Below are 15,281 nucleotides of genomic sequence, written 5' to 3' on the forward strand. Positions count from 1 at the left end.
ATTCACAGTGTTAAAAAAGTACTGATATAAAAATTTATGTGATGACTTGAAGTTTTAATTTATACAATTGATTCTTAAGGTATGTAAAAAGGATATTGATGATGTTTGAAAAAAAAGATTATGATAAAGAAATTTTAAATATAAACAAAAGAAGTAAAAAACACACATGTTTATACTCTGATTGTTTAGGTAAAACAATATACTCCCATGCCATATCTAAATCTATCTCTATCGAGAAAATTTCTGAAAATGGGCATGTAAAAAAATTTAGTCCTATCAGGCATGGAGATGAAAAAATACCGAAAATATCAGATGTTGGTATCAATGAAGCCACTGCTTTTAATGGTTTTTGTCACCTTCATGATGGTTTTTTTAATGATATAGATGAAAGAGAAATAAATAATTTAAGAGATCTTTTTTTGCAAATATATCGTTCTATTTCTTGTGTTTATTATTATGAACAAATAGGTGATGTGTTATATCCTGATATAGATATTGACGAGGCAGTTAAAATTATAGTAAATAATCAGATTACTAAAGACGAAATTGATTTAACTCAAGATAAACTATATAAGGTGAAAGGGTTTTTAAGCGATGAAATGGCAAGAGCAAATAACATAAAAAATAGTGAATTAAATAAAAGAAAGGAAGAGATAAACAGAGTTAGAAATTATTTTTTAAATAATATTCATGAACTGGATGAGTGTAAGTATACTAATAGAAAGTTAAATGAAAAAGGAACGGAGTTACAAACAATTAAATTTAACGATTTTGATTATGCATTATTTTATTATATAACTGATTTTCAGGTTCCGGTTGCAATAAACACCATGCATAACCTTAATTATGATGGGCGCAATTTTTTATTCTTTTATATAGTCATACCATATGAGGCATCTAATATAATTATCGGGGTGATGGAAAATAATTTACCTCCTGAATATTACGACAAGATTATAACTCTAATTGATGATGCGTTTAAAAATAGATTGTCCGTGTTAAATTTTATTGAAACTTTAGTAATATCATCTCCGGATGAAACCTATTTCAAGCCTTGCATTATTAATAATATGAGAAAGGAAAAGTTAGATTTTATTTTAAATGATTTTATGTTCTTACATGAATTTCTCAGTTTTGATAAATATTTTCTTGAGTATGATGTCTCTATATTTGATGAATTGAGAACTAGCATCATTTCAGAAGGTATAAACGTATTCAATGAAAGTGAGTTAGATAAAATTCATACATTGCCTATGAGAGAAAGCATTGATGTAAGAAAAAATAAAATGATGAGTAAAATAATGAGAGAAAACATAACAATAAAATCACTAAAAAATGACTTGTAGAGATAATGCTACAGAATGATGGTTTTATTATTTGTATGATACTATGGGCGTCTTTTTTTATTCAATGGCGGTAACCGATATTGGGTTTTGAACACTTCAGTTAGCAAAATTGTTTATATATACTCAATAATATTTTTCGTCCTATTAACTCTATCTGTTTTTATATTCAATCGTTATGATAAGCCGGTGGCTTCAATTTAGGCACCGGCTTTTTCTTGTCCGACGCGAGTGTTGGTATGTAGTCAAGATTGCTATCTGGCAGTTTTGGCTCAACAGGACGGCTTGGAAAACGCCTGATCTCTTCCTTGGTAGGCTTGTAGTCATCCTTGTTAAATCTGGCGCGCCTTTCATACTCAGCGCGTGAAACATAGATACCCTGAACCTCATCGAAGACATAGTTTTCAGCAATACGCTTATCATGTTCAGTATCGACTGAAACAGGAGCTGGCTTCTTCTTGGCCCAGACGAATTTCTCTCTGATATAATCTACTACCAACAGCGTGAAACGTTTGAAAATCCCATCCTGACGGGGATTAACCTGTTTCCTCTTACTTTTAACAGGAGCACGTTTAATCGCTCTTGCCGTTGAAGAACATGGTTTTTTCAGTGTAGTGCGTGTATGAGGCGCAGGAGCAACCAGAGCAGGTTTTTGCGAGTCTGAAGATGACGCTCTCCCGGTATTATCCGGGATAACAATTTCTTCCGGTTCAGCCAGTGCATGCACTGTAAAGCTGGCAACATCAACCACGATGTCTAATGGTAAATCCTTAAAGGCAAAGTAGGCTTCAACAGCTTCTTTTTTCAGCTCATCACGTATGGCTTGCTCTGCAGCACGTTGTTCCTGAGCGGCGACAGTTCCCCAGCGGTCACGAGGAATATGAAGTATTGGATCGCGGTTTGTTTCAATAGCTTTAGCCAGCCAGATTGCTTTCTCTTCATTGGTAGCGGAAGCGGTAGCCTGTTCAAGGGCTTCCTCATACTGAACCCTGATAGAACGGTGATCAATGCGTTCATCATAACCATACAGGTCAAGGAACGCATTACAGATGTTCTGCCAGCCTTTACGCCAGCTATCAAGGGTTTCAGGCTTATCCCACTCACGGACCTTTTTACCAAAGCCGGTAGAAAGAACCTCACGGGTTGTTCCCATGATATGGATATGCGGGTTATGACCATTGATATCATGAATAACAACATCGGCAATGATGCCTTGCTTGGTAAAGTGCTCAAGAACAAAAGCTGCAGTGAGTTCAATGTTCTGTTCTGGTGTTAGCTCTGCGGGGAGGGCAATTTTAAATTCTTTGGCAAGACGGGCATCTTTTCTCTTCTCTGAGGCTTCAACAGCATTCCAGAGTGTTTCACTGTCAACAATCAGGTCAGGTGGAGTATTTTCAGGTGCAAAAATCTGCGCAAAGGCAAGGTCCTTTTTATGTGCTGTTTTGCGACCACACACTTCACCTGTTCTGTTATCGAAGAAAACTTTACGGTGACGATATGCAGCAGAGTTAACCGAAGACTGACCTTCGCCTCTGCTGATGTTCTCCATTTTGAAACTGTATATCGCCATCCAAATATTCCTCAATGCCAAATGCTGCTTTTCGTTTTACGTAAGGAAAACGCCGGGGTTGACGTTGACCTTGATTTTGTTTCCGAAGGAAATGGTTTTAGCCTGCGGCAGGCAACCGTCGGTAGACCCCACGGCATTAGAGCGAAGCGATAATGCGTAAGTGGGCATTGCTTTATTTTTTATCGCCATAAATGGCTCAAAAAATAACAACAATGTATAAAGCTTACCTTTATTAATTAATACGAAATATATTAATCCCTGTAAAACAAAACGCCGAATTAAGCGGCGCAATCTGGATGAACGGGCGAAGTATTACCCGGATTGGGTTTTGAGAACGTCCGTAGGACAAAAAGAGTGTTAATTTATCCCGCCGTAAGGCGGGAAAGCACTAAAATAGCAAAAGATATTGGTAGTTATCCCTGTTGCACAATTCACAGGTGAGGATAAGGAATTAGAATAGAGAATGGAAAGGTGAAATGAATATCACTTATAAACAAAAATAAGTAACGCGGAGAGTATTAGATATTTTAAGTTAGTAATTGCTATCACTTGTGTTGCATAAATTACAAAGTACGCTATTCAAGATTGAGTTGATATGATCTAAGATCAGTATGGATCATTCTCCTCGCTGTTTGAAGAAGCTTAAATCATTATCGCATTACTAATCACGCATGGCAATTATAATGGAGATAAAGGGTCAGTTTTCCAAATGATGATTTATTTAACCTAATTAGGGTTAGGCACAGCAGCACCTCACTGCTATACCATTAAACCACAAGAGCCCAACTACATGTATCTATTGTCGCCTATTATTAAATGACTATGACTGTTTCGGCTTATCTAAGGCATATTTTGCGATATAATAGCCAACGAGCAATTCAATAAATGCTGCGGCTGCCCACGCTCCCCACACTAATGCCCATATGACTGAGATGGCTACAATAGCTATAATTGCACTACGCGAATCCTTGATAAAAGCACCAAGTGCGAAACCGATAATTACGAACACTATGGTGTAAAAAAGCATTATTTTATTTCCTTATTACAACAAGGTATCTGGTGACTACAAAAGTCATTTAACAATGTCTGTATAGTCGTAAATGATCAACTAGACTCATAATCTGCTATTAGGAAAAGTAGGTCAAGGAATAAAAATGGGAAGATGCCATGAATCGGAAGCTAGATGGTTTTGGGGCAAAACCGATTTAGTGTCGCTTGTCAGATCATGTAGGAGTCAGTACAAATAAATACTAAAAATACAAAATGATGGCGAACAACTCGATAACCTTTGAGTCTTCCTGAGTGCTAAAGAAAGGGCCTTTTGGCCCTTTCTGACTATTTACGGCGCTTATCAACTTCTTTAGCTACACCTTTGAATGGTGTACCATCTTGCTTTTGGTCCATAAATTGGCCGCTGTCAGTATCCCGTTTCGTATAATTACCATTCTTGGGATTTTGAACCTGAGTACGATCTCGTACTGAACCTTTTCTTGAATCATTTCCTGTGTTTGTAGCCATGCTTATTTCCTTAGAATAGGGCCACATCAAATGATGCATCGTCATTATTCTCCCTTATAGCTACACTGACAATAACAATCAATTATCATTTTTAAGAATAATGAATTATGGTTATATGTTAAAAAATTATTAGCTGAACATGAAATGGATAATATTAATTAATATCCCCCATGCTATTGATTATTTTATTAATTGTGATAATAAGTAATAAGGAAATTAATACAGGGAGGTTTTATGTATAAAAATAACGATGAAGCCATCGATCTTGAGGCAAAGCGATTACTTGATAATGGAATCTATACCGATCTGGAAAAAGCGTATAGTGAAGCAGAAAAGATTATCACAGAAATAAGAGTTGAATTTAAAAAGAAACAGGAAAAGAAAGAATTCCGTTCCCGTATTAAATCAATCAAACGAGCACTTTCAGATGATGAGTTCAGAAATAATGTTCCTTATAATCATAGAAATCAATGGAGTAAATAATGAGTGATGATGAAATACAAAATACCTATCTAACAGGTAAAGCTTTTCAGGGTGATAGAAGCAGGGCAGAAATAAAGAAAACTCTTGAGCAAAAAATTGCGGGAGCACAAAATAAGCTCAATTATCTTAAAGCAAAAGAAAAGAGAGATAGCAAAAAAGAAAATACACGACAAAAAATAATTCTCGGTGCAGAGGTTGCCAAGGTTTTAAATTGTGATATAAGTGAGGTAGATAAACAATTACTCTTTGGTTTGTTGTTAGAAGTTCCATCCTTACATACGCACGATATCGAAAGGTATAAAGTAAATGGACAAATCTACATTGAAAAAGTCCTCAAAAAATTCAGACCATAAAATCATTTCACGTCCGAACAGCTCTACGGCTTAAAACTTGTTTTAGGCTGGGGAGCTGTTGACCAAGCCCCAGAGGGCGCGGTAGTCAATTTTTACTGCCTTCCGTGGCAATAAATCACACCCCATTTCAGATGGCGAAATCTTCCAGAGTTTTACCATCTTCCAGTGCAGCAGTAATCGCTTTTGGTGTACGACCCTGACCTGTCCACGTCTTTTCATCGCCATTTTCATCAATGTATTTGTATTTAGCAGGACGAGGAGCACGAACAGCAGCCGGACGGGAAGATTTAGGATTAGCTAGCAGTTCTGATGGGTCAATACCATCTTCAAGCAGTTGTGTACGCAGCGCTTCAATTTTGGCCTGACGTTCAGCATTTTTTTGCAGTGCAAGTGATTCTTCTTGGCGTCGGTCTTCAACAATAGCAGTTAATTTTTCCAGCATCTCTTCCAGAGTAGCCAGATCTGTTTCTCGTGCCTGTGCGCGAAGGGTACGGATGTTATTAAGTGCTTTAATAGCGTCAGTCATTATCTTTTATCCTGATTGTTTAAGGTCTTGAGCAGGATAACATACAAAAGACGATAATGGATAAATTCACCCCTCCTAAATTTTATTGTTAACGGTTTTTTGTGGATTATATCTTAACCAACCTTGACCTCTTTTTTATTTTTGTTAATTGATATGTACGTGAAACAAAAAGGACGATGAAAATGAAAAAACAAAATAAGAAAGGGTTCTCATTACTGGAACTCATTTTGGTGCTGGGTGTCGGTAGTATGATGGCTTTTATGCGTTTTCAGGATATGAAAAATGAACAGGAAATGGTGATTGCTAAGGCTGTTGGTCAACAAATGAAGCAGATAGGGGAGGCGGTCAATGGTTATATCAATATCCGCTATGACAAGCTTTCCACGCTGACATCGAGCAGCAGCCAGTCAAGTGATCCGGGTCCAAGAACGTGTGATAGTTCTGGTTGTGAAATCACTTATCAGACGCTTATTAATGAAGGGTTATTGCCAGCATCATATACCGGGGTAAATGCCCAGAAATCCTCTTATAAGATACTGCTAAAACGTTCAGGTATTACGCCTAACTATGTGGTTAATGGCTTAATCACAACAACTTTACCTTGGAGTGAGGGCGGAAAATTTCGCTACGATTTATTAGGTAAGGCTATGCAGGAAGCTGGTATTGATAGTGGAATGACACAATCAGCATCTGTGGCATCAGGGCTGCAGGGGGCGTGGAAAGAAACTTCAATAAATTACAGTAATATCGCCAGTGCAGGCCTTATGGCATATCGCGTTGGATATGATTCTGCAATGTATTCGGTTTACCTGCGTCGTGATGGGACACTTCCTATGACAGGTGATCTGAATATGGGGGGGAATGACATTAATAATGTGAAAGATATTACAGCATCTGGAACAGCAACTGTAGCAACATTAAAATCAACAGGAGCAACAACCGTTGGTTCAACACTTACCGTTGGAGGTGCTCTTAATGCCAACAACGTTTTAACGGTAGCAGGTGTAAGTACGCTCAAAGGAGCAGCCAGTCTGAATTCCACCTTATCAGTTGCAGGGGCCAGTACACTTACTGGCGCATTAACCGTGAATAATGCAATTAATGCATCAGGGAACATCACATCCTCTGGACAGGTCAAAGGTGCTACAGTGGTTTCTACTGGACGAATGACAACAGGGGAATTTTTGCAGATTAATGGTACGGCAACAGTTGGTGCTGGATGTTCTCCTAATGGATTGCAAGGGAAAAGTAGTATTGGGGCGTTATTATCTTGTGTTAGTGGTATTTGGAAGGCTAATAATCCACAATATATGAAAGTAGGTGGTGTTTTTACTATTTATCCGGGCACGACAAAAAATCTTGGACGTTTTAAATTATGTATTAATACATACAGAATAGATGGTCAGGAAATGGCGCTGACACAATTAATACCGACAGATAACCCTGACTCAAATGGAAATATGAACTGGCGTGCGCATAATGGAACTCAATACTCTTCATATTACATGGGCATTCATTGCTTTATATAGTTAGTGTTAATTTCATTGGGTACTATTGATTTTTCATTGATACAGATTTAAGGATATCTGCTAATATAACTGGAGTGTGTTTATTAGTATATTGAATATGGCTGTGATATAATATATACCTCGCTATAAAATAGCACTGTTAAATGACTTTTTTATAGTAAATTTCGGAATATTTTACACGGGAAATATATTTTGTTGTTTTAATTAACGATCCCGTGAAATATTTACTTCAATGAAGTGTCTGGTTGCCCTCTATATGGGGAGTTGTTTACAACCCAATGTGCTGCTTTAGTTGCCCCAATTATTGGGTTTTGTATTCACTCCAGTAGAGTGTTCCCTTTAAGGGAAAATAAAAGAGCCTAAAGGCTCTTTTAACTACGGATGGTTCAGTCCATGATAGGAGTTAATAATTTATCAAGTTCTTCATCATCTTTTATCATCCAACGACAAAATGCGGAGTATGGATATGATTTCTTAATCATTACTTTCATTTTATTAAGTGCATTTTGCTTTTCTTCTTCTGTAGAGTCTTCGCTATAATAAACAATCATATGTTGTGTTAGCTTATGAGTGGTTTTGACGACTAGTGTTCGTAGTGAGCTAGCTGTAAGTCTTTTATTAATTGTATTATTGTTGTTATAAATATCGTTAAGTAGCTCTGCTGTTTCAAGTGTTTTTCTATCCTGAAATTGTGGCGTGATAATAAATTTTTTTGCTTTTGGAGAAAATCCGGGAGTTAATTTAATTCTTTCCCATACACTTATTGAACAACAATCAAGAAGATTATTGTATTTCGTTAGTTTGATATTATTGCAACGTGAGCATACTAAATAAAGATTATTCCATGAGAATTTTTTTATTACATTGCCCATATGTGGTTCAAAATGCTCGATATTGATATCTAAGGGTTTTTTAGTTTCACATAAATAGCATTTTTCATGAAAACATTCCTGTAAAGCAGAGTGGACATCATCACCGTCATATTTTTTCTGAGTTAATAGTGAACCGGGTGCGGGCATTGACCTCACTACATTGAACATAATTTTCATCCTACTCGCTTAAGTTTTTTTTCGTTTTAATTAACTTTAACTGTGCTGCATCAAGAAAAGCTTGAGTATCATTACTCATATTATCTTTTTCAGATGCAAAAGATAATATGACTTTTTCTAACTCACCGATATTTTCTGGTGTTATATTTTGAACTAAACTTTCGATGTAAGTTAGTTTATCTGTTAATGCGTGAGAATCAGGTACAACGCCGAAAATTTCCGCCATAACTACACCATATGAATATGTAGAAACATCTATAATTTGTTCATTAGTAGTAAGATCATAAATAACAGAATCTGTAACAGATGTAACTACAAATGGAGAATGAGTTGTTACGATAAATTGAATTTTTGGGAATGACTTAATGAAAAAACGTAATATTTGCTTTTGTAATGATACGTGCAAATGAGCATCAATTTCATCAATAAAAATGATTCCCTGTATATTATCAGGAGAGACCCCCCACATTTCAACTCTCATTATTAAATCAGTATAGATACTTAGTATTGAAGAGTATCCAGCTGATAACGTCTGAAAGGTATATCTGTCTTTCCCATCTTGATGTAAATAAAACTTCTCATCTTTTGTATCAAATTCTAGAACTAAATCTGGATCTTCAAATAATGAGCGTAGATCTAACTGTATCTTATCAAACCATAGGTTAATACGTTTTGCTTCATTTTCATCTTTATCAAAAGCTATTGCATAGCTTTGGTTTTTCTTTAAACTCAATAAATAGCTTTCAAAGAATTGACTGCCATCTTTATCATTAGGAAAATGCTTATTTTCCTCAATAAGAACAGAGTGTTTTGGTGCTTGATTTGGTGAAGATATTGCGGATTGTCTTGTAGCGCTATGGAATCTGAGCAAAGACCGAATGTCTTTGTTGTCAATAGACTCAATTTCGATATTAAAATCATTAAGTTCTTCTAATCTAACTTTATTTCTCTCTAACTCATTCTTATAACCATTGTAAGAACTACCATCTCGTCCAACTTTATCCATGAGGTATTTATAATGATTTATCTGGCCTATCAAGTATTCGGCGTTATTATTATTAGGGCTGTCTATTCCCTTTTTTAAATAGTTATAGATGGCTGTTATGAGACTTGTTTTTCCACAACCATTACCACCAGTGATAATCAGACTTCTTCCATCTAACTGTATATCAACTTTTTTTCTGGAGTATGGGATTGGTATATTTATTTTAGAAATGCTGCAAAGCATACAATGTCCTTTATGAAGATAGATGTGAACAGATCAGCTCTTTGGAAATCTTACCATTTTTCTTCTTAATTGAAACAGTGTGGAACAAAAATTAACCTATTAATTTGATCTTATGATATGTGTATTCTCATGTTTTTTCTACGGAATCAAGGTTCACTAACGCATAAGTCTGTCTTATATCTAACAGAGGGATTATAGGCTTACCATAGAATTACTTTGTTTTGATGGAATTAGGCGCTGTACAATACCCCGCCCAATCATCCATCAACGCTACCCGTTTAGGCCATAACGTTCCACGCTGATAAGCTGCCTCTGCTTTGTCAGCCAGTTGATGTGCCAGTGCATGTTCAATAACTTCACGTTGATGGTCTGTTGTTTCACCAGCCCAATCACGAAAAGTAGAACGGAAGCCGTGTTGGGTTAAACCTGTATGGTTCATTCGCTTTAATACTGCCAGCAAAGACATATCTGGTAGCTGCCCACCACGCGGGGCAGGGAATACAAAGTTATTGTCCTTAAAGCGTGGTAAAGCCTTTAACAATCCTACAGCAGCGTCAGACAGCGGTACACGATGTTCTCTACTGGCTTTCATTCTGCTGGCGGGAATGGTCCACGTTTTGTTCTTCAGATCAATTTCATTCCATTCAGCCCCCCGGACCTCACCAGAACGGGCAACGGTCAGGATTGAAAACTCAAGTGCTCGTGCTGAAATGCCCGCTCGTTTCTGCAGTTCAGAGATAAAGGGTTTGATCTCACTATAGGGCAGGGCTGCATGGTGCTTTTGTTGCTGCACCTTACTTGGCATTGGCAGCAGGGGCTTAAGCATACCTTTCCACGAAGCAGGGTTATCGCCCTCAAAGTATTCTTTCGCCTTGGCGTAATCAATAATGGCTTCAATACGACCACGCAGGCGGCTGGCGGTTTCATTTTTTGTTAACCAGATAGGTTCAAGTATTGCCAGTACATCAACTTTCGTGATTGAGCTGACAGGCTTTTCACCTACGACAGGGTAAGCATAGGCTTCAAGCGTTGAACGCCATTGTGCAATGTGCTTCTGGTTTTTAAGTTCCTTGGCCTTAATTTCAATAACGTCTTCAGCGCATTCGGTAAATGTCTTTCTCTTATGAGCCAGCTTTTCTTGTTCTGCTCTGGCGGCGTGTTTTTCTTCAAGTGGATTAACACCATTACGGACTTGCTTACGTAACTCACGGGCCTTATCACGGGCATCAGCTAAGGAGACTTCAGGGTAGGCACCAAGTCCCATGTTCAAACGTCTGGGGACTGTTCTGCCTAATCTGTTTACTCTGACTCCCATTGCAATACAAAGTATCCACGAACGGGACTGACCCCGGACCCGGAGATATAAACCGTCAACGCCACCAACCGCATAAGAGCCTTCAGTTTTTAGCTTGGCAACAGCCAGTCCGGTGAGTTCTTTGGCTTTCTTTGGCATATGTTAAATCCTGTCATACAACCCGCCATGCATAAGGTACTGCATAAAATGTCAGATTTTTTCGGATGTCGCAAGACGTCCTCGAACAACTGTTTTTGGCAACATATTGTTTATTAATGGTAAAAATGAACTATTTCTGACATTTTCGGACATTAATTTGGCGGACTGCGCTTCCGCCATATTAAAAAAGGGGTTACCAAGAGGTAACCCCTTTTTGCTTTTGGCTGCTGGAGTATGTCACTTAACCTCTTTATGTATCTCTTGCTATGCCTCTCTAAATTTTCTTCGAATGGCAGGGCGGAAGCACCGATCATAACTGATGTGTAGCCAGTACGTATGGTACGCATCACCTGTTCCAGTATCTGCCCGAAGCCCAGATGAATAACAACAGGTACTGTTGTTTTAATAGCAAATTCACGAAGATAGTAAATAATATCATCACCGGTAAATTCATACTCATACGGATGGGCTTCAAGAATAACAGGAGAGTGAAGTTTCTCTGTCATCTTAATAACGAGCCTTGCGAATTCTGCAGAAATTATATTAAATACCCGAACGCCGAATTTATTTTACCGAGCTACAGTTGAAATATTTTTCATATTCTGTTGAAGGTTAACTCTTCGCTCTGTAGCATGCCGGGTACCTTTTATCATTACTGATGTTAGCTTACGTTATTAATATCGGTAAACTATGTATTCTTTTACACGGATAATCACTCAGAAATACTGGTTGTGAAGGGTTTTATTTCCTCCATAAATAATATCCCGTTATTTATGATGGGGATGTAGTCAGTGCATATTATAACTCGATATTAAAATAAGCACTAAGTATGTTGCCCTGTCATCCAGGTGTATCATTACCATGAGGGAGTATTTCGTCCGCGATTCTTGAGATTACCCGCTGTACTGACACTGGCAGAAAGCCCCACCGACAGAGTGCTGAAGTCAGTGAACATATAGAGATATATATTCGCTGTGTTTAAAATAATATTTATTATGCATTGTATCATCATTTTGTCTGGTCAGTGTTTTATCTATTTTCAACATGTTAACTATTACTCTCCGTGCACATTTTTTGTTGTTATTCTTTTTTTGAATACAATGTTTTTATTATAATATATTGATTTTGTTTAATTTTTTGTGAGTTTGAGATATTTGTCACAATTTCATCTCTAACTATCCATAAATGTTTTTAGTTGAATGCCTGATCACATATTCCGTTTCTCTCTCTTCCTTTTTGTTTCTACTTGTATGGTAGTATTCATAATATAAAGAGATCACCTGCTTTACGGTCGGTACATGAACATTCAGTGACGGCAAACTGTTTTTCCCTTTTTCCGTCATAAGCGGAAAAGTTAAACACAACTTTCGGAGTCTGATTTTGATGAAAATTAAAAACTTACGATGGTGGATGATTGGCCTCGTTTCACTGGCCACAGTTATTAATGCACTGGCTCGCAGCTCCCTTAGTGTGGCAGCACCAACACTTTTCACTGACCTGAATATCAGCGAGGAACAATATTCATGGATTCTCGGGGCATTTCAATTCGCTTACACAGTTGCCGGGCCGATATGCGGTTTCTTTATTGATGTGGTGGGGCTGAAACTGGGGTTTTTTATCTTAATTATTGCCTGGTCGCTCATTAACATGGCTCACGCCTCTTGCCATTCCTGGGGCGGACTGGCTTTCTTACGTGGCCTGATGGGGTTGAGTGAAGCCTCGGCTATCCCAGCCGGTGTGAAATGCAACTCTGAATGGTTTCCGGCTAAAGAACGTGGTATTGCCGGTGGTATTGCCAACATAGGAACTTCCATTGGCGCAATGCTGGCTCCACCTCTGGTGGTTTGGGCAATTATGACCTGGAACTGGGAAATGTCTTTTGTAATAACTGGAGGATTAGGTCTGGTGCTGGCTGTGTTATGGTGGTTTGGTTACGAATCTCCGAAAAAACACAAAGCATTAACCACAACAGAAGCACAATATATTCGCGAGGGGCAGGAGCAATATCTTGATGCCGATGATAAAAAACCTTCTGTTCTGCAAATCCTTCGCCAACGAAATTTTTGGGGTATTGCCTTACCCCGCTTCCTGGCAGATCCCGCCTGGGGGACAATTAACTTCTGGTTACCGGTATACCTGATGACTGTCCGCCATATGCCGTTAAAAGAGATAGCGATGTTTGCCTGGCTACCGTTTTTGGCAGCGGATTTTGGTGGGTTAGCCGGTGGCGTACTGAATGCATTCTTAATGAAGCACTGGAATATTTCCACAGTCAATGCGCGTCGGATTGGTTTTTCGATTGGAGCACTGATGATGCTGCCGCTGGCATTTGTTGGGTTTGTTGACAGCCCCTACGCGGCGATTGCGCTGGTTTCTGTATGCGGATTTGCCCACCAAATGTTATCCACCCAGGTCATTATCATGGCCACCGATCTTTTTAAACGAAATACCACCTCAACAGTCAGTGGCTTTGCCAGTATGGCCGGATGGAGCGGAATTTTTATCTGCACTCTGATTATGGGCGAACTGGTAAAAGTCATTGGTTATAACCCGTTTTTTATTGTTCTTAGTGTGATGGATATTATTGGCGCCATCATTCTGTGGACTTGTGTCAGAGAACACCAGGTGGCAACACCGGCATCACAGCAGGCAGCTATGGCCTGATCTTTAACTGCCCGGGACAGACTGATGCCCCGGCTGATATAAACGGGAGTGTTGATGAAACCTTTTCTGGATGAAAATTTTTTATTAGAAAATAATGCAGCTACTCGTTTGTACCATGAGTATGCATGCGACCAGCCAATTTATGACTATCATTGTCACCTGTCTCCGCAGGATATAGCTGATAATCGCCAGTTCCGGGATCTGGCTGAAATATGGCTGGAAGGTGATCACTATAAATGGCGTGTAATGCGTGCGGCTGGTGTGGATGAAAAACTCATTACCGGTAATGCCAGTGGCAAAGAAAAATACCTCGCCTGGGCAAAGGTAATACCAAAAACGTTGGGTAACCCGGTATTTCACTGGACACATCTGGAACTGAAGCGGCCATTTGGTTTATCAAATATTATCCTGTCTCAGGATACTGCTGAAGAGGTATGGGAATACTGCCAGGCCAGGTTGATGTTACCCTCATTTAGTGCACAAGGTCTGATGAAACAAATGAATGTTCGTATGGTAGGTACTACAGATGATCCCCTGGATGATCTGACTCACCACCGACGTATTGCAGAAAATCCTGATTTTGATATTGAAGTACGGCCAACCTGGCGCCCTGACCCGGTTTTCAAACCTGAATTGCCGGGGTTTGCTAATTATATTGATGCACTTGGTTCATGTACCAGGATAAATATTTACAGTTTTGACGATTTAACTCAGGCATTACTGATACGACTTGAGTATTTTGCACAGCATGGGTGTTGCAGTGCTGACCATGGTATTGAAACGGTTCGTTTTGCATCATGCCCTTCTCAAAAGGTGCTGGATGATATTTTGCAACGCCGCCTTGCGGGGGACGTTCTCAATGATACTGATGTGGCCTGCTTCAGTACTGCAGTACAAATCTGGCTGGGCCAACAGTATGCCCGGCGGGGATGGGTTATGCAGTTACATATTGGTGCACGGCGTAATAATAACCAGAGAGCTTTTCAGATGTTGGGGGCGAATAGCGGGTTTGATTCAATTGATGACAGGCCTTTCGCTGAACCACTGGCTCAGTTACTCAGTGCGCTGAATGAGCTGGATTCATTGCCCAAAACTATTCTCTACACACTAAACCCTGCATGGAATGAAGTTGTGGCAACAATGTGTGGTAATTTCCAGGGGGGAGGAATTGCCGGGAAAATGCAGTTTGGTTCCGGGTGGTGGTTTAATGACCAGCTTGATGGGATGAAGAGACAAATGGAGCAACTGGCACAGTTGGGGCTTATCAGCCAGTTTATAGGGATGTTGACAGACTCCAGAAGCTTTTTGTCCTATACGCGCCATGAGTATTTTCGTCGGTTGCTGTGTAACACTGTTGGGGGGTGGATGAACCGGGGAGAAATACCTGCTGATTTTGCTTTAGTGGGAAGTATGATTAAGGACATATGTTATAACAATGCCCGCAGCTATTTTTCAGGCAAAAAAAATCATTAAATTTCAGTGCGCGTAGTTAATTTTAAAACACCAGAACGGCGAGCTTCTCTGCTCTTCGGGTCATAGAAATCTCCTTGCATTCAGGTTAGGAG

The 15,281-nt window shown here is 39.0% G+C and carries 13 protein-coding genes and 1 pseudogene; 6 read left to right on the forward strand and 8 right to left on the reverse strand.

Features of this window, described 5'->3' with window-relative positions:
- Positions 1–98 precede the first annotated feature (98 nt).
- Positions 99–1,346, forward strand: coding sequence for a hypothetical protein (locus A9B99_RS18570; protein ID WP_156519097.1), 1,248 nt, complete (start codon positions 99–101; stop codon positions 1,344–1,346).
- A gap of 166 nt (positions 1,347–1,512) precedes the next feature.
- Here A9B99_RS18570 and mobQ read toward each other — a convergent pair whose 3' ends face one another.
- From mobQ to A9B99_RS18585, 3 genes are all read right to left on the reverse strand, one after another.
- Positions 1,513–2,913 carry a MobQ family relaxase gene (mobQ, locus tag A9B99_RS18575; protein WP_064600080.1) on the reverse strand — a complete coding sequence of 467 codons (1,401 nt, stop codon included), beginning with the start codon at positions 2,911–2,913 and terminating at the stop codon, positions 1,513–1,515.
- An 820-nt stretch (positions 2,914–3,733) separates the two neighbouring features.
- Positions 3,734–3,940, reverse strand: a complete 207-nt coding sequence (locus A9B99_RS18580; protein ID WP_064600081.1) for a hypothetical protein — start codon at positions 3,938–3,940, stop codon at positions 3,734–3,736.
- Positions 3,941–4,248: 308 nt separating this feature from the next.
- The gene (locus tag A9B99_RS18585) at positions 4,249–4,431 is read right to left on the reverse strand and encodes a hypothetical protein (protein ID WP_064600082.1); all 183 of its coding nucleotides are present in this window, start codon (positions 4,429–4,431) and stop codon (positions 4,249–4,251) included.
- Positions 4,432–4,665: 234 nt separating this feature from the next.
- On the opposite strand from A9B99_RS18585, the gene A9B99_RS18590 reads away from it, so the two are divergent.
- Complete coding sequence (locus A9B99_RS18590) at positions 4,666–4,914, forward strand: hypothetical protein (RefSeq protein ID WP_008499876.1); 249 nt, start codon at positions 4,666–4,668, stop codon at positions 4,912–4,914.
- Positions 4,914–5,267 (forward strand): conjugal transfer protein TraD, encoded by a 354-nt coding sequence (locus A9B99_RS18595; RefSeq protein ID WP_064600084.1) that lies wholly within the window; start codon positions 4,914–4,916, stop codon positions 5,265–5,267. Before A9B99_RS18590 ends, A9B99_RS18595 begins: the two co-directional genes overlap by 1 nt.
- A 127-nt stretch (positions 5,268–5,394) precedes the next feature.
- Here A9B99_RS18595 and A9B99_RS18600 read toward each other — a convergent pair whose 3' ends face one another.
- On the reverse strand, positions 5,395–5,793 hold the full coding sequence (locus A9B99_RS18600; RefSeq protein WP_064600086.1) for an H-NS family histone-like protein: 399 nt from the start codon (positions 5,791–5,793) through the stop codon (positions 5,395–5,397).
- Positions 5,794–5,975: 182 nt separating this feature from the next.
- On the opposite strand from A9B99_RS18600, the gene pilV reads away from it, so the two are divergent.
- A complete protein-coding gene (gene pilV / locus A9B99_RS18605) occupies positions 5,976–7,322 on the forward strand; it encodes a shufflon system plasmid conjugative transfer pilus tip adhesin PilV (RefSeq protein ID WP_064600088.1) in 1,347 nt (448 codons plus the stop codon).
- 386 nt (positions 7,323–7,708) lie between these two features.
- Here the strand turns inward: pilV and A9B99_RS18610 are convergent, their stop codons facing one another.
- From A9B99_RS18610 to A9B99_RS18625, 4 genes and pseudogenes are all read right to left on the reverse strand, one after another.
- Positions 7,709–8,362: an HNH endonuclease family protein gene (locus A9B99_RS18610; protein WP_064600294.1), complete on the reverse strand. Its 654-nt coding sequence runs from the start codon at positions 8,360–8,362 to the stop codon at positions 7,709–7,711.
- A gap of 10 nt (positions 8,363–8,372) precedes the next feature.
- Positions 8,373–9,599, reverse strand: a complete 1,227-nt coding sequence (locus tag A9B99_RS18615) for an AAA family ATPase (protein ID WP_064600090.1) — start codon at positions 9,597–9,599, stop codon at positions 8,373–8,375.
- Between the two features lie 211 nt (positions 9,600–9,810).
- Complete coding sequence (locus tag A9B99_RS18620; RefSeq protein WP_064600092.1) at positions 9,811–11,052, reverse strand: tyrosine-type recombinase/integrase; 1,242 nt, start codon at positions 11,050–11,052, stop codon at positions 9,811–9,813.
- Between the two features lie 152 nt (positions 11,053–11,204).
- Positions 11,205–11,609, reverse strand: a pseudogene (locus A9B99_RS18625) (class II fructose-bisphosphate aldolase); the annotation flags it as partial.
- An 826-nt stretch (positions 11,610–12,435) separates the two neighbouring features.
- Between A9B99_RS18625 and A9B99_RS18630 the strand changes: the two are divergent.
- Complete coding sequence (locus A9B99_RS18630; RefSeq protein ID WP_064600096.1) at positions 12,436–13,716, forward strand: MFS transporter; 1,281 nt, start codon at positions 12,436–12,438, stop codon at positions 13,714–13,716.
- Between the two features lie 54 nt (positions 13,717–13,770).
- Positions 13,771–15,189, forward strand: a complete 1,419-nt coding sequence (gene uxaC / locus A9B99_RS18635) for a glucuronate isomerase (RefSeq protein ID WP_064600098.1) — start codon at positions 13,771–13,773, stop codon at positions 15,187–15,189.
- Positions 15,190–15,281 lie beyond the last annotated feature (92 nt).

The organism is Mangrovibacter phragmitis (genome assembly GCF_001655675.1).
Lineage (GTDB): Bacteria > Pseudomonadota > Gammaproteobacteria > Enterobacterales > Enterobacteriaceae > Mangrovibacter > Mangrovibacter phragmitis.

What these genes read in the sequence shown, in the direction of transcription:
- A9B99_RS18600 (WP_064600086.1), bottom strand. Translation starts at nt 5,793, where the DNA reads ATGACTGACGCTATTAAAGCACTTAATAACATCCGTACCCTTCGCGCA.
- pilV (WP_064600088.1), top strand. Translation starts at nt 5,976, where the DNA reads ATGAAAAAACAAAATAAGAAAGGGTTCTCATTACTGGAACTCATTTTG.
- A9B99_RS18570 (WP_156519097.1), top strand. Translation starts at nt 99, where the DNA reads ATGATGTTTGAAAAAAAAGATTATGATAAAGAAATTTTAAATATAAAC.
- A9B99_RS18580 (WP_064600081.1), bottom strand. Translation starts at nt 3,940, where the DNA reads ATGCTTTTTTACACCATAGTGTTCGTAATTATCGGTTTCGCACTTGGT.
- uxaC (WP_064600098.1), top strand. Translation starts at nt 13,771, where the DNA reads ATGAAACCTTTTCTGGATGAAAATTTTTTATTAGAAAATAATGCAGCT.
- A9B99_RS18585 (WP_064600082.1), bottom strand. Translation starts at nt 4,431, where the DNA reads ATGGCTACAAACACAGGAAATGATTCAAGAAAAGGTTCAGTACGAGAT.
- mobQ (WP_064600080.1), bottom strand. Translation starts at nt 2,913, where the DNA reads ATGGCGATATACAGTTTCAAAATGGAGAACATCAGCAGAGGCGAAGGT.
- A9B99_RS18595 (WP_064600084.1), top strand. Translation starts at nt 4,914, where the DNA reads ATGAGTGATGATGAAATACAAAATACCTATCTAACAGGTAAAGCTTTT.
- A9B99_RS18615 (WP_064600090.1), bottom strand. Translation starts at nt 9,599, where the DNA reads ATGCTTTGCAGCATTTCTAAAATAAATATACCAATCCCATACTCCAGA.
- A9B99_RS18620 (WP_064600092.1), bottom strand. Translation starts at nt 11,052, where the DNA reads ATGCCAAAGAAAGCCAAAGAACTCACCGGACTGGCTGTTGCCAAGCTA.
- A9B99_RS18610 (WP_064600294.1), bottom strand. Translation starts at nt 8,362, where the DNA reads ATGTTCAATGTAGTGAGGTCAATGCCCGCACCCGGTTCACTATTAACT.
- A9B99_RS18630 (WP_064600096.1), top strand. Translation starts at nt 12,436, where the DNA reads ATGAAAATTAAAAACTTACGATGGTGGATGATTGGCCTCGTTTCACTG.
- A9B99_RS18590 (WP_008499876.1), top strand. Translation starts at nt 4,666, where the DNA reads ATGTATAAAAATAACGATGAAGCCATCGATCTTGAGGCAAAGCGATTA.